Source organism: Streptomyces griseoruber, assembly GCF_001514205.1.
GTDB classification, from domain to species: Bacteria; Actinomycetota; Actinomycetes; order Streptomycetales; family Streptomycetaceae; genus Streptomyces; species Streptomyces griseoruber.
Genome location: NZ_KQ948774.1, coordinates 60,509 through 74,610, shown reverse-complemented (window position 1 = coordinate 74,610; position 14,102 = coordinate 60,509). Strand labels below are relative to the sequence as shown.

13 protein-coding genes are annotated in these 14,102 nt (G+C 73.6%); 7 read left to right on the top strand and 6 right to left on the bottom strand.

The window, feature by feature from the left end; all coding sequences use genetic code 11:
• Window positions 1-143: 143 nt before the first annotated feature.
• The gene (locus AQJ64_RS27875; RefSeq protein ID WP_055633978.1) at window positions 144-1,196 is read right to left on the bottom strand and encodes a 3-isopropylmalate dehydrogenase; all 1,053 of its coding nucleotides are present in this window, start codon (window positions 1,194-1,196) and stop codon (window positions 144-146) included.
• A gap of 143 nt (window positions 1,197-1,339) precedes the next feature.
• Here AQJ64_RS27875 and AQJ64_RS27870 point away from each other — a divergent pair, with 143 nt between their 5' ends.
• Window positions 1,340-2,908 carry a purple acid phosphatase family protein gene (locus AQJ64_RS27870; protein ID WP_055633971.1) on the top strand — a complete coding sequence of 523 codons (1,569 nt, stop codon included), beginning with the start codon at window positions 1,340-1,342 and terminating at the stop codon, window positions 2,906-2,908.
• A 74-nt stretch (window positions 2,909-2,982) separates the two neighbouring features.
• Here the strand turns inward: AQJ64_RS27870 and AQJ64_RS51810 are convergent, their stop codons facing one another.
• Window positions 2,983-3,117, bottom strand: a complete 135-nt coding sequence (locus AQJ64_RS51810) for a hypothetical protein (RefSeq protein WP_099053954.1) — start codon at window positions 3,115-3,117, stop codon at window positions 2,983-2,985.
• A 309-nt stretch (window positions 3,118-3,426) separates the two neighbouring features.
• Here AQJ64_RS51810 and AQJ64_RS27865 point away from each other — a divergent pair, with 309 nt between their 5' ends.
• Complete coding sequence (locus AQJ64_RS27865; RefSeq protein WP_055633972.1) at window positions 3,427-3,633, top strand: DUF5988 family protein; 207 nt, start codon at window positions 3,427-3,429, stop codon at window positions 3,631-3,633.
• Here AQJ64_RS27865 and AQJ64_RS27860 read toward each other — a convergent pair.
• Genes AQJ64_RS27860 through AQJ64_RS27850 form a run of 3 tightly spaced genes read right to left on the bottom strand, consistent with a single transcriptional unit; the run spans window position 3,630 to window position 7,090 of the window.
• On the bottom strand, window positions 3,630-4,475 hold the full coding sequence (locus AQJ64_RS27860) for an alpha/beta fold hydrolase (RefSeq protein ID WP_055633973.1): 846 nt from the start codon (window positions 4,473-4,475) through the stop codon (window positions 3,630-3,632). The genes AQJ64_RS27865 and AQJ64_RS27860 overlap by 4 nt on opposite strands.
• A 17-nt stretch (window positions 4,476-4,492) precedes the next feature.
• Complete coding sequence (pruA, locus tag AQJ64_RS27855) at window positions 4,493-6,124, bottom strand: L-glutamate gamma-semialdehyde dehydrogenase (RefSeq protein ID WP_055633974.1); 1,632 nt, start codon at window positions 6,122-6,124, stop codon at window positions 4,493-4,495.
• Between the two features lie 39 nt (window positions 6,125-6,163).
• Window positions 6,164-7,090, bottom strand: a complete 927-nt coding sequence (locus AQJ64_RS27850) for a proline dehydrogenase family protein (RefSeq protein WP_055633975.1) — start codon at window positions 7,088-7,090, stop codon at window positions 6,164-6,166.
• Between the two features lie 181 nt (window positions 7,091-7,271).
• Between AQJ64_RS27850 and AQJ64_RS27845 the strand changes: the two genes are divergently transcribed.
• From AQJ64_RS27845 to AQJ64_RS27825, 5 genes are all read left to right on the top strand, one after another.
• Entirely contained in the window at window positions 7,272-8,621 is a 1,350-nt protein-coding gene (locus AQJ64_RS27845; RefSeq protein ID WP_059203092.1) for a PucR family transcriptional regulator, read from the top strand.
• A gap of 109 nt (window positions 8,622-8,730) precedes the next feature.
• Entirely contained in the window at window positions 8,731-10,224 is a 1,494-nt protein-coding gene (locus AQJ64_RS27840; RefSeq protein WP_055638970.1) for an ABC transporter substrate-binding protein, read from the top strand.
• Window positions 10,221-11,951 (top strand): ABC transporter permease subunit, encoded by a 1,731-nt coding sequence (locus AQJ64_RS27835; RefSeq protein WP_059203091.1) that lies wholly within the window; start codon window positions 10,221-10,223, stop codon window positions 11,949-11,951. Before AQJ64_RS27840 ends, AQJ64_RS27835 begins: the two co-directional genes overlap by 4 nt.
• Window positions 11,941-12,864, top strand: coding sequence for an ABC transporter ATP-binding protein (locus tag AQJ64_RS27830; protein ID WP_055635619.1), 924 nt, complete (start codon window positions 11,941-11,943; stop codon window positions 12,862-12,864). Before AQJ64_RS27835 ends, AQJ64_RS27830 begins: the two co-directional genes overlap by 11 nt.
• The gene (locus AQJ64_RS27825) at window positions 12,861-13,565 is read left to right on the top strand and encodes an ATP-binding cassette domain-containing protein (RefSeq protein WP_055635620.1); all 705 of its coding nucleotides are present in this window, start codon (window positions 12,861-12,863) and stop codon (window positions 13,563-13,565) included. The genes AQJ64_RS27830 and AQJ64_RS27825 overlap by 4 nt, the downstream gene beginning before the upstream one ends.
• On the opposite strand, the gene AQJ64_RS27820 is transcribed toward AQJ64_RS27825, so the two are convergent.
• Window positions 13,519-14,091, bottom strand: a complete 573-nt coding sequence (locus AQJ64_RS27820) for a TetR/AcrR family transcriptional regulator (protein ID WP_055635621.1) — start codon at window positions 14,089-14,091, stop codon at window positions 13,519-13,521. The two genes, AQJ64_RS27825 and AQJ64_RS27820, sit on opposite strands and share 47 nt — an antisense overlap.
• Window positions 14,092-14,102: the final 11 nt, after the last annotated feature.

Sequence of the window (14,102 nt, the reverse complement as noted above, 5' to 3'; positions counted from 1 at the left end):
GTTCGATTATCGCAAGCGGGGCGGCGGGAAGAAAACGGCGTGAATGCGACCCGGGGCTGATGGTTTCACCCGGCGGGGACATGTGGAAGCCGCCGGGTGCGGATGCGACCCGGCGGCTTCGAAGATCTCGAGTGGCGGCGGGGTCAGCCGGCTACTCGTACGGACAGCGCGTCGCCGATCTCGGACGTGCTGCGGGCGGGCTTGCCGGTGCGCTCCGCGAGGTCGGCGGAGACGGCCTCGTCGATGCGCGCGGCCTCGGTCTCGTAGCCGAGGTGGCGCAGCAGGAGGGCGACGGACAGGACCGTGGCGGTGGGGTCGGCCTTGCCCTGGCCGGCGATGTCGGGGGCCGAGCCGTGGACGGGCTCGAACATCGACGGGAACTCACCGGAGGGGTTGATGTTGCCGGAGGCCGCGACGCCGATGCCGCCGGAGACGGCCGCGGCGAGGTCGGTGATGATGTCGCCGAAGAGGTTGTCGGTGACGATGACGTCGAACCGGCCCGGGTCGGTGACCAGGTAGATCGTGGCCGCGTCGACGTGGATGTAGTCGGTGCCGACCTCGGGGAACTCCGCGGCGACCTTGGTGAAGATGTTCGTCCACAGGTGACCGGCGAAGGTCAGCACGTTGTTCTTGTGGACGAGGGTGAGCTTCTTGCGGGGGCGGGCCTGGGCCCGCGCGAAGGCGTCCCGCACGACACGCTCGACACCGAAGGCGGTGTTCACCGAGACCTCGGTGGCGACCTCGTGCTCGGTGCCCTTGCGGATGGTGCCGCCGTTGCCGGTGTACGGGCCCTCGGTGCCCTCGCGGACCACGACGAAGTCGATGGCCGGCTGGCCCTTGAGAGGGGTGTCGACGCCGGGCAGCAGCTTCGAGGGCCGCAGGTTGACGTGGTGGTCGAAGGCGAAGCGGAGCTTGAGCAGGAAGCCGCGCTCCAGGACGCCGGAGGGGACCGACGGGTCGCCGATCGCGCCGAGCAGGATCGCGTCGTGCCGCTTGAGCGCGTCGAGGTCGGCGTCGGTGAGGGTCTCACCGGTGTCGTGGTAGCGCTTGGCGCCGAAGTCGTACTCCTTGGTCTCCAGCTTCACATCCTGCGGAAGGACGGCGGAGAGGACCTTCAGACCTTCGGCCACGACCTCCTGGCCGATGCCGTCACCGGGGATCACTGCGAGATTGAGGGTGCGAGAACTTGCCGACATGCGCAGCACCGTACTCCTTGTCCCATGGAATGACACGCCGGGTCCGCCATACGGACAGCCGTGGAGAGGACGGCGTACTCCGGTCGCCCCGCGTTCACCCGTACGCAGGACGCCCGTTGGGCCGGTCGGGAAACTTCTCGGGCATGGAGACACCGGACGTGGGCATTCCGCCGCGGCTCGCCCGCGGGATGAGTATGGCGGAGCAGTACGAGTATCTGCGCACGAAGCTCATCCGGCGCCGCACCCTGGTGTCGGCGGGGGCGGTGGCGGCGGGCGGGCTGCTGACCGGCTGCGGGGACGACTCCCCCGGCCCGAAGGCATCGGCGACCCCCGCACCGTCCGCACCGGGCTCCACCGAGCGCTCCTCGGCCGTCCCCTTCGGCCGCCATCTCTCCTTCGGCGCGGACCCGCGCACCGGGATGCGGATCTCCTGGCAGGTCCCCGCCGCCGTGCGTGCGCCGTACGTCCGGATCGGCACCCGCCCCGACGACCTCGGCGGCACGGTGGAGGCCGAGGTGCGCGCGCTGCACACGCCGGGCGTGGAGGGCGTGCGCAAGGCGCTCGACCAGTACTACGTGCACGCCTCGGTGACCGATCTGCTGCCCGGGACGACGTACTACTACGGCGTCGGCCACGACGGCTTCGACCCGGCGGACGCGGAGCACCGCGCCACGATCACCTCGTTCCGTACGGCACCGGCGGGCGCCGGGCGGTTCGTGTTCACCGCGTTCGGCGACCAGGGCGTGGGCCGGTCGGCCGCCGCGATCGACCGGCTGCTGCTGAAGGCGGCCCCCGCCTTCCACCTGCACGCGGGCGACATCTGCTACGCCGACGGCACCGGCAAGGGCGAGAAGAGCGACGGCTACGACCCCACCGCGTGGGACGCGTTCCTGAAGCAGAACGAGCCGGTGGCGCGGTCGGTGCCGTGGATGGTGACGACCGGCAACCACGACATGGAGGCCTGGTACTCCCCCGACGGCTACGGCGGCCAGCTCGCCCGCTTCTTTCTCCCGGACACCGGCTTCGACCCGCGCACCGCCCCGGGCGTGTACACGTTCACGTACGGCAACGTGGGCGTGGTGGCGCTGGACGCGAACGACGTGTCGTACGAGATCCCCGCGAACCAGGGGTACACCCAGGGCCGTCAGACGGCATGGCTGAAGCGGACCCTGGCCGCCCTGCGGACGTCGTCGGACGTCGACTTCGTCGTCGTCTTCTTCCACCACTGCGCCTACTCGACCTCGGCGCACGCCTCGGACGGCGGGGTGCGCGCGGAGTGGCTGCCGCTGTTCGACCGGTACCGGGTGGACCTGGTGGTCAACGGGCACAACCACGTCTACGAGCGGACCGACGCCCTGAAGGGCGGACGGGTGGGCCGGACCGTCCCGGTCGGCGGGTCCGTGGACCCGGCGCGGGACGGGACGGTGTACGTCACGGCGGGCGGCGGCGGCCGTGATCTGTACGGCTTCCCGGCGGACGCGCCGGAGAGCTACGAGGGGCGGGTCCGCGACCGCGACGCGGTGGACACCTTCCACTGGACGCGCTCGCGCGAGAACGCGGCGGAGACCGTGGAGTGGTCACGGGTGCGCTACCGGGGCTTCTCGTTCCTGTCGGTGGAGGCGACCGGCGGGCCCTCGGCGCGGCTGACGGTGTCGGCGCTGGCGGAGGACGGCCGGCGCATCGACCGGTTCGAGGTGCGGCGCGGGGCCTGAAGTCCCGTTCAGGACCCGCGCCGCACCCCGTGCGGGTGCGGCTCCCGGACTGCGGGGTGCGACCGGCTAGCAGGTCACAGGTGGCCGGTCTCGCCGCCGTTGTCCCGGCGGTCGAGGGCGCGCTGGAGGGCGGCGGCGGCCTGCTTGCGGTCGGACTCGCTCGTACGCGAGGTGTGACGGACTCGGCGGCGGACGGTCGTCTCGGCCATGGGGAATCGACTCCTTCGAAGGACCAGGGAGTGCGGAAGGGGGTACGAGACGCCGGGGCGGGGAGCTGCGGGCCGCAGGGGTTGCCTGCGCGGGGCCCGGCTCACGACCGCCCTTCGCTTGATCGAGCGAGACGTTCGGCTCCTACAAAGTTAAGCGAGGAGCGCGCCGCTGTCTGCACAAGTACTCGGACTTCCTACTATCTGAGACGGCGGATCGAGTCACACCTGCCTGACCTGCGGTGATCGCCCAGACGGCTGATCCTGGGCGGGGGACGCACACCCGGTCGCGGCACCGGGAACGGTCAGGTCATGAGTGACGACACCAAGGCACTGCTGGAGGGCGGTCCGGACGACCTCCCCGAGCGGATCGTCCCCCTCACCACACCGGGAGCGGACCTGAAGATCGAGCTGCGGAGCGGTTACGAACACTTCAGACCCACGGCCCGCCACGCGGACACCCCGCAGGGCAGGCTCCCGGTGTACGAGTGGTGGGAGCGCACGGAGATGCCGGGCTAGCGCAGCGCCGAGGCCACGGCTGCCCGGAAGCCGTCGGGGTCCTCGACCCACGGCAGATGGCCCGCGCCCGGGAAGGTCACCCGGCGTACCCGCGGCAGGGCCCGCTCCAGTGAGTCCACCGCCGACCGGGGCCGGATGTCCTCGGCGCCGTCGACGATCAGCACCGGCACGTCGAGGGCCGCGCAGGCGGCGCGCAGTGCCGGGGTGCCCCAGATCCGGCGCCGCTCCTGGTTGAGGGCCTTGTTGCAGTCGCCGTTGACCCCGAACCACGGGTCGGCCGCGCGGCCGGCGAGGTCAAGGGCGCGGTCGCGGTCCTCGTACTCGACGGACCACTGGAGGACGGCGCGCTCCCGGGCCTCGGCCGGCGTGAGCGCCGTACGGTCCGACAGTTCCCGCCAGCGGGCGAGGCGTTCGGGTGTCTCGCCGAAGCGGGCGAGGAGGTTCTCGCGGTAGGCCGGGTGCCAGTCGGCGTCGGGCCCGATGCCCGTGCCGCTGACGTACACCAGCGTGCTCACCCGTTCCGGGTGGGCGAGGGTGTAGGCCAGGGCGAGCTGGGCGCCCCAGGAGTGGCCGAGCAGGGCGGTGCGGCCGAGGCCGAAGTGGCGTCGTACGGCGTCCAGGTCGGCCACGGACCGGTCGGTGGTCCACGGTCCGTCGCACCGCTGCGAGCGGCCGCAGCCGCGCTGGTCCCAGCGGATCACGGTGGCGGCGTCGGCGAGCAGCGCCGCCACGTCGCCGAACATGTCCCACAGACCGGGTCCGCCGTGGCACAGGACGAGCGGCGCGCCCCTGCCGGACGCGCTCGCCCACAGTCGTACTCCGTCGTCGGTGCGCGGGGTCATCCCCCCATGGTGCGCGGTCAGCCCATGTGCGGGTAGGTGTGGTCGGTCGGGGCGACCAGGGTCTCCTTGATGGCGCGGGTCAGCGTCCAGCGGGTGAGGTTCTGCGGGGCGCCGGCCTTGTCGTTGGTGCCGGAGGCGCGGCCGCCGCCGAAGGGCTGCTGGCCGACGACGGCGCCGGTCGACTTGTCGTTGATGTAGAAGTTGCCGGCCGCGTAGCGCAGCTTCTCCATGGTGTACGCGGTCGCCGCGCGGTCGCCGGAGACGACCGAGCCGGTCAGGGCGTAGTCGGACACCGACTCCATCTGGGTGAGCATCTCGTCGTACCGGTCGTCCTCGTAGACGTGGACGGCGAGGAAGGGGCCGAAGTACTCGGTGCGGAACACCTCGTTCTCGGGGTCGCCGCACTCGACGACGGTCGGGCGGACGAAGTACCCGACCGAGTCGTCGTAGGTGCCGCCGGCGACGATCGTGCAGGACGGGTCGGCCTGGGCGCGGTCGATGGCGGCCTTGTTCCTGGCGAAGGCGCGCTCGTCGATGACGGCGCCGAGGAAGTGCGACAGGTCGGTGACGTCACCCATGGTGAGCTGGTCGACCTCGGCGGCGAACTCCTCCTTGAAGCCGGAGTTCCAGATCGAGGCGGGGATGTAGGCGCGGGAGGTCGCGGAGCACTTCTGGCCCTGGTACTCGAAGGCGCCGCGGGTGAGGGCGGTCTTCAGGACCGCGCGGTCGGCGCTCGGGTGGGCGACGACGAAGTCCTTGCCGCCGGTCTCGCCGACCAGACGCGGGTAGGAGCGGTACTTCTCGATGTTGGCGCCGACCGTCTTCCACAGGTACTGGAAGGTCTTCGTCGAGCCGGTGAAGTGGATGCCGGCCAGGTCGCGGTGGGCGAGGGCGACCTCGGAGACGGCGATGCCGTCACCGGTGACGAGGTTGATGACGCCCTTGGGCAGCCCGGCCTCCTCCAGCAGCCGCATGAGCAGTACGGCGGCATGGGTCTGGGTCGGCGACGGCTTCCAGACGACGACATTGCCCATGAGGGCGGGGGCGGTGGGCAGGTTGCCCGCGATCGCGCTGAAGTTGAACGGCGTGATCGCGTAGACGAAGCCCTCCAGCGGGCGGTGGTCGAGGCGGTTCCACACGCCCGGGGAGTTGGCCGGGGGCTGCTCGGCCAGGATCTGCCGGGCGTAGTGGACGTTGAAGCGCCAGAAGTCGACCAGCTCGCAGGGGGTGTCGATCTCGGCCTGCTGCACGGTCTTGGACTGGCCGAGCATGGTGGAGGCGGCGATGGTCTCGCGCCAGGGCCCGGCGAGCAGTTCGGCGGCGCGCAGGATGATCGCGGCGCGGTCGTCGAAGGACATCGCGCGCCAGCCGGGCGCGGCGGCGAGGGCCGCGTCGACGGCGTCCTGCGCGTCCGCCCGGGTGGCGTTGCGGTAGGTGCCGATCACGGCCCGGTGGTTGTGCGGCTGGACCACCTCGAACGCGTCACCGCCGCCCATCCGCCTCTCTCCGCCGATGGTGCAGGGCAGGTCGATCGGGTTGTCGGCCAGTTCCTTGAGCCTGGCCTCCAGCCGGGCCCGCTCGGGCGAGCCGGGGGCGTAGCCGCGCACCGGCTCGTTGACGGGGGTGGGGACCTGGGTCACAGCGTCCATGAGATCCGTAACTCCTTGTACGTGAGCGGGTGTCGGGGCTCAGCCCCGGGTGAGCATGCTGCGGGCGAAGAAGCGCAGGTTCGCCGGCTTCTCCGCGAGCCGGCGCATGAAGTAGCCGTACCAGTCGGTGCCGTAGGCGGTGTAGACGCGCATGCGGTGGCCCTCGGCGGCGAGCCGCAGGTGTTCGTCGCCGCGGATGCCGTACAGCATCTGGAACTCGTACTCGTCGGGCTTGCGGCCGGCCTTGCGGGCGAGTTCCTGGGCGATGGAGATCAGCCGCGGGTCGTGGGACCCGACCATCGGATATCCCGCCCCGTCCATCAGCGTCCGCAGGATCCGGACGTACGCCTTGTCGATCTCGTGCTTCTGCTGGTACGCGACCTCGGCGGGCTCCCGGTAGGCGCCCTTGACCAGCCGTACCCGGCTGCCGCTCGCGGCGAGGCGGCGGGCGTCGGCCCCGGTGCGGAAGAGGTAGGCCTGGATCACACAGCCGGTCTGCGGGAAGTCCTTCCGCAGTTCGTCGTGGATCGCGAACATCGAGTCGAGGGTGGTGTGGTCCTCGGCGTCGAGGGTGACGGTGGTGCCGATGGCGGCGGCGGCCTCGACGACCGGGCGGACGTTGGCGAGCGCCAGTGCGTGGCCGCCGGGCAGGGACTGGCCGAACATCGACAGCTTGACGGACATCTCGACGCGCTCACCGAGGTCGAGCGCGCGGAGGCGGTCGACCAGGGCGAGATAGGCGTCGCGGGCGGCGGCGGCCTGCTCGGGGGTGGTGATGTCCTCGCCGACGACGTCCATCGTCAGTTCCAGACCCTTGGCGGTGAGCTCCTCGACGACCGGCACGATGTCGTCGACGGTCTCCCCCGGGATGAAGCGGTCGACGACCTGCCTGGTCACGGGGGCCGCCGAGATCAGGCGTCGCATCCGGTCGCTGCGCGACGCGGCGAGAATCACGGGACCCAGCACGGGGCACCTCCACATACCAACCCATACGAGGCCGATACCCGACGATCCGGGAACGGCACGGAGAACCACCGTGAAAGTTAAGGATCCCTCCGATCGTCGGCCATCGACAGCTGTCACGCATCCGTGCCGCAGATCTCAGACAGATGGATGAAGGCCTGCGGGACTGAGGGAGAATGCCCAGGTGACCGCCGAATACCAAGGTGACTACCAGGACCTGGTCGATGAGATCTCGGAGCTGCTGGGCGTCCCCGCGACCCTGGAGAACCGGGACTTCGAGCTGATCGCGTTCGGCGCGTACGACAGCGAGGACGAGCTGGACGCGTCCGCGCTGGACCCGGTGCGGGCCCGCTCGATCCTGACCCGGCGGTCGACGGCGGCCGTGCGCACCTGGTTCGAGGGCTTCGGCATCACCCGCGCCACCGGCCCGGTCCGGATCCCGCCGACCCCGGAGGCGGGCGTGCACCGGGGCCGGATCTGTCTTCCCGTACGGCATCGGGGGGTCGTCCTCGGTTACGTCTGGCTCCTCGCCGACGATCCCGGCCCCGCCGAGACACAGCTGGCGGCGGCGATGGAGGTGACCGTGCGGATCGGCGCGCTGCTCGCGGACGAGGCCCAGCACGGGGCCGACCTCACCCGGGAACTGCGGGCCGTCCTGACGGCCGAGCCGGGCTGGCCGCACGACGCGGCCCTGGCGGAACTCCGCACCGCCCTCGGCACCCGCGCGGACGTCCCGCACACCCTGATCTGCGTGGCCCCCTGGCCGGCCACCACCCCCGACGACGCCCCGTCCCTGCGCACCCTCCCGGGCGCCACCGCCCTCTGCACGGCCCCCTGGGGCCCGACGACGCACTGTCTGGCCGTCCTGGTACGCCTCCGCACCCCGGACGTCCTGACCCCGGCGACCTCGGTGGCGGGGCGGCTGCTGGAGTGGGCGGGGAACGCGGGCGGGCGGGGCGGGGACGACGGAGGCGGGACGGCGAGCGGCGCCGGTGCGACGGGCAGCGGGACGGCAGGGCGGACCGGCGGCTCGGGAAGCGGGACGGCGGGGCGGGCCGGCGGCGGACGCGGGGCGGTGGGACGGGCCGGTGGCCCGGCGGGCGGGGACGCCGGTGGTGGTGGGGTCGTGGCCGGGGTCGCGGTGGGGCGGGTGGGGTTGGGGGAGCTCGGCGGGGCCTGGGGGGAGGCGGTGGGGGCGGCGCGGGCGGCACTGGGCGAGGCGCGGCTCGGGCCGGTGGCCCGGTGGGCGGAGATCGGGCCGTACAGGTTGCTGACCTCGCTGCCCCGGGACACCGCCCACGACCGCGCCGTACGCCCGCTGCTCACCCCCGCCCACCACGAACTCGCCCGCACCGCCGAGGTCTTCCTCGACTGCGCGGGCCAGGCGAGCCGCACGGCGGCCCGGCTCGGCATCCACCGCCAGACCCTGTACTACCGGCTGTCCCGCGTGGAGCAGCTGACGGGCCTGGACCTGGCCGACGGGGAGGACCGGCTGCTGCTGCACATGACGCTGAAGGCGGCCCGGCTGCCCTGAGGGGCACGCGTTGCCGGGCGAGGGCGATCACCCAAACTATTGAAAACGATTATCATCATGCTAGGGTCGGCACACTCGTCCTTGACCACCCCTTTACCCGGAGGGCCCCGTGCGCCTGCCCGCCCGCCGCCTGCTCCCCCTCACGGCCCTCACGGCCGCCTCCACCCTGCTCACCGGCTGTTTCACCGGCGACGGCACCGCGTCGGCGGGCGCCGAGGGCACCCGCGTACGGGTCGCGATGATGCAGCCGCCGCGTTCCGGGCTGTCACCGCTGTCCGACGACGCCTTCAAGCTCTCGCGCTGGTCCACCGCCGAGACCCTCGTGAAACTCGACGCGGAGGGCGACGCCGAGCCCGCGCTCGCCACCTCCTGGCGGCAGAACGGCCGTACCTGGACCTTCGAGATACGCGACGGCGTGACCTTCCACGACGGGACCCGACTGGACGCCGACGCCGTGGTCCGCTCGCTCACGCGGGCCGCGACCGCCGCCCCCAAGCCCCGCATCCTGGACGGCGTCGACCTCACGGCGAAGGCCGCGGGCGCCCGCACGGTCACCGTCACCACCGCCGCCGAGGACCCCCTGGTCCCGCAGCGGCTCAGCTCGCCGCAGCTGTCGATCCTCGCGGCACGGGCGTACGACGGCAGGACGGTGAACCCGGTCGGCGCCGGCACCGGCCCCTTCGAACTGACCCAGGTGAACGGCACCTCCTCCGCCACCCTCGACCGCTACGACGCCTACTGGGGCGGCCGGGCCAAGGCCCCCGGGATCGACGTCAGGTTCGTGCCGGACGGCACCGCCCGCGCGGCGGCACTGCGCAGCGGCGAGGCCGACATCGTCGAGGCGGTCCCCGTCTCGCAGGCCGCCCTGCTCGACGCGGACCTCGTCACCGAGGTGCCGATGCCCCGCACCAACACCCTGTACCTCAACACCGCGAAGGGCGCCTTCGAGGACGCCGGCCTGCGCGCCGCCGCCCGGGAGGCCGTGGACGCCGCGTCGATCGTGAAGGGCGTGTACGAGGGGCGCGCGGACCTCGCCGAGGGACTGCTCGGACCCGCGCTGCCGTGGGCGGCCGGGCTGCGCGAGCCCGTGACCCGCGCGAAGGCCGGGAACCCGGCCGGCCGCTCGATCACCCTCGGCACCTTCACCGACCGAGCCGAACTCCCCGAGGTGGCCGCGGCCCTCCAGCAGCAGCTCCAGAAGGCCGGGTTCACGGTCAGGCTGGAGGTGCGCGAGTACGCCGCCATCGAGGCGGACGCGCTGTCCGGCGCCTTCGACGCGTTCCTGCTCTCCCGGGCCACCGTGCTGGACTCCGGCGACCCGGCCGCCTACCTCTACAGCGACTTCGCCTCGGACGGCTCCTTCAACCTCTCCCGGTTCACCGACCGTTCCGTGGACGCGGCCCTGCGGAAGGCGGGCGCGACACCCACCGGCGACGCCCGCCGCCGGGCCGTGATCGCCGCCGAGGCCGCCGTCCTCGCCGCCGACGCCGCCGTACCCCTGCTGCACGAGCGGGTGATCCAGGGCGACGCGCCCGGGGTGGTCGGCGCCGCGCACGACCCGCGCGAGCGGGAGCTGGTCACCGCCGCCACGTACGTCGAGTGAGGGCCGCCGCGACCCGGTCGGCCGGTCTCCTCGCGGTCCTCGCCGCCGTGGGCCTGCTGCCCTGGCTCTCCGGCCGCGACCCCGCGCTGACCGTGCTGCGCGCCCGCTCCGCCGAACAGGAACCGACGCGGGAGGCCCTGGACGCCGTCCGCCGCGACCTCGGCCTCGACGCGGGGCCCCTTGCCCTCCTGGGGAGGTGGGCCGCCGGTCTCGGGCGCGGCGACCTCGGCGCCTCCTGGGTGTCGGGCACCGAGGTGCTGCCCTCCGTGCTGGCCGGGCTCAGGGTGTCGCTCGCGCTGATGGGCGCGGCCCTGGCCGTCGCGCTGCTGCTGACCGTCGTCCTCGTCGTGCCGGTGCTGGTGCGGGGGCGGGCCTCGGCCGGGGCGGGCGCCGCGATGCTGGCCGCCGTACCGGAATTCCTGCTGGCCACGGCAGGGCTGCTGGTGTGCGGGGTGTGGCTGGGGTGGCTGCCGACGTCCGGATGGGCCGGGCCGGAGCATCTGGTCCTGCCCGCCGTCGCACTGGGCGTCCCGGCCGGCGGGCTGCTCGGCCGGCTGGTCGCGGACGCGCTGCCCGCCGTGCTGGACGAGCGGTGGGTGGAGCTGTGGCGGGGCGCGGGGGTGAGCCGGGCGCGGATCCGTGCCGCCGCGCTCCAGCGCGTACTCCCGCCGCTGGTACCGCAGTTCGGGATGGTGGCCGTGGGGCTCACCGGGGGCGCGGTCGCCGTGGAGACCGTGTTCGCCGTGCCCGGCATCGGGCGTACGGCCCTGGGCGCGGCCAAGTCGCAGGACCTGCCGCTGCTCCAGGGCGCGGTGCTGGCCCTGCTGCTGCTCGGCCTGCTCACGGGCGCGGCGGCGGCGCTCGTCCGGCGCCGGCTGCTGGGCCCGGCGCTGCGGGACGCGTCCCTCGCGCTCCCCGCGCCCCGGCCGGTGCGCACCCACCCGGCGGTCCCCGGCGTCCTCGCGGCGGTCCTGCTGACGGCGATCGGCTGGGGCCTGTCGCGCGACCCGTACACCGTGCGCACCGCCGCCCGGCTGGCCCCGCCCTCCTGGGCGCACCCGCTCGGCACCGACGGCCTCGGCCGGGACGTGCTGGCCCGCCTGGGACACGGCGCCGCGGCCACCGTCGGCACGGCCGCGGCCGTGTGTCTGCTCAGCCTGGCCGTGTCGCTGGCGCTGGGCTTCCTGCCCGCGGTCGCGGCGGGCGCGGCGGACATCGCCAACGCGCTGCCCCCGGTGATCGTCGGCATCCTGGTCGCGGCGGCGGCCGGCCCCGGCACGGGCGGTGCCGCCCTCGCGGTCGCCCTGGTCTCCTGGCCCCCGCTGGCCGCACACGCGGCGGCGCTGGTGCAGGAGGTGCGGGCGTCGGCGTACCTGACCGCCCAACGGGCCATCGGCGCACCCCCGTGGTGGATCCTGACCCGGCACGTCCTGCCCTCGGTGGCGGCGCCGGTGGCCCGGCACGCGCTGCTCCGGCTGCCCGGCATCGCGCTCGCGCTGGCCTCGCTGGGCTTCCTCGGTCTCGGCGCCCGGCCGCCGGCGCCGGAGTGGGGTCTGCTCCTGGACGAGTCCCGCGCCTATGTGGAACGCGCCCCGTGGGCGGCCCTGGCCCCGGCGGTCGCCCTCGCCCTGCTGGCCGGACTGGCGGTGTCGGGGGCGTCGTACGCGCAACGGCCGAGGACGGGAACGAAGGCAAGGACGAGGAGGATGAGCGGAGTTGGAGCCTGAGGTGGTGCTGTCGGTGCGGGATCTGCGGGTCGGGTTCGGCGGGGTGGAGGCGGTGCGCGGGGTGTCCTTCGAGGTGCGGGCGGGCGAGGTGTGCGCCCTGGTGGGCGAGTCGGGCGCGGGCAAGAGCCTGACCGCGCGGGCGCTGCTCGGCATGCTGCCGAGGGAGGCGACGGTTTCCGGCACGGTCCGCCCGGACCTCTCCGGCGCGCGGGGCCGCCGGATCGCACTGGTCCCCCAGGACGCGCTCTCCGCGCTGTCCCCCGTCCACCGGGTGGGCGACCAGCTCGCCGCCGCCGTACGGTCGGTACGGCGCGTGGGCCGGCGGGAGGCCCGGGAGCTCGCGGCCGCCGCCCTGGACCGGGTCGGCATCCCCGGCACGGCCCGCTCCTACCCGCACGAACTCTCCGGCGGTATGCGGCAGCGGGCGGTGATCGCGATGGCGACCGTCAATGAACCCGATGTCCTGGTCGCCGACGAACCGACCACCGCCCTGGACGCCGACCGCCGGGAGCGGGTGCTCGGGCTCCTCGCCGCGCGGCGGGAGTCACGGGGCACCGCACTCGTGCTGGTCACCCACGACATGGACGCGGTACGGCGGTATGCGCACCGGGCGCTGGTGATGTACGCGGGCCGTGTGGTGGAGGCGGGCCCGGCGCGGGAGGTGCTGGCGCGTCCCCGGTCGCCGTACATGGCGGGCCTGCTGGCGTCCCTGCCCCGGCCGGACGGCCCCCGCCGGCTGTACGCGCTGCCCGGGGCGCCCCCCGTACCGGGCGCGCTGCCACCGGGCTGCGCGTTCGCGCCGCGCTGCCCCCGGGCCGCTCAGGTGTGCCATCGCGGGGAACCGCCCGAACGGGAGCTGGACGGCCGCCTGGTCGCCTGCCACCACCCCGATCCGGCCGGGGAGCCGGGATGAGCGAGCCACTGCTGGAGGTCCGTGACCTCGTCGTCCGCCACGGCGCAACCACCGCCGTCGACCATGTCTCCTTCTCCCTCGCACCGGGCGAGACCCTCGCGCTGAACGGCCCCTCGGGCTGCGGCAAGTCCTCGACCGCGCTCGCGGTGCTGCAACTGCGCCGCCCGGACGGGGGCCAAGTCCGCTTCGAAGGGCGTGAGTTGACGACCCTGACCGAGCGCGAACTGCGTCCGCTGCGGCCGCGTCTGCAACCGGTCTTCCAGGACCCGTACGGCTCCCTCAGCCCCCGGCAGCGGATCCGGGACGCGGTGGCGGAACCGCTGCGCCTGCGCGGCCGGCGGCCGACGCCCGGGCAGGTGGCCGCACTCCTCGAGCGGGTCGGCCTGGACCCGTCGTACGGCGACCGCCGACCACGTGAACTCTCCGGCGGCCAGTGCCAACGCGTCGGCATCGCCCGGGCGTTGGCCGGTGAACCGCGCCTGCTGGTGCTGGACGAACCGGTGTCGGCGCTCGACCCGTCGGTCCGGGCGGGCGTGCTGAACCTGCTGGCCGACCTCCGGGACGAGCGGGGACTCGGCTACCTCTTCATCTGCCACGACCGGGACGTCGTACGGCACTTCGCGGACCGGGTGGTGGAACTGCGGGAGGGCCGGGTCACGTCCGAGTGGCGCCCTCGACGATCTGCCGCAGCCCCTCGGTGAGGACCTCCCCGTCGGGCGCGGTCTTCGGGTCGAAGGTCCACTGCGAGATCAGGCCCGACATCAGGGTCATGTAGAAGCGGCCGAGGGTGTCCGCGGTCTCGTCGGACACCTCCTCCTCCGGCACGCCCGTCATCAGCGAGACCAGGCCCCGGCCGCCCTCACGCTGGGCACGGGACAACTGGTCGCGGACCTCGGGCAGTTGGTCGCCCATCGCGATGATCTCCACACCGAGCCGCCACATCGCGCCGGACTCGCGCATGCTGTCGACGATGTGCGACCACACCTCGCGGAACCGCTCCAGCGAGCCGGGCGCACCGGCGATCCCCCCGCCGCCGTCGAAGGACATCTCCTCCACCAGGGCGATGTAGGCCTGCGCGAGCAGGGCGTCCTTCGAGCCGTAGTGGTAGCCGATGGAGGCGAGGTTGGTCCCCGACTCCTTGACGATGTCGCGCGCGGTGGTGCGCGCGAACCCCTTCGCCAGCAGGCAGCGCTTGGCGCCTTCCAGCAGATCCTCACGGTGTCCCATGGGCACCAGCG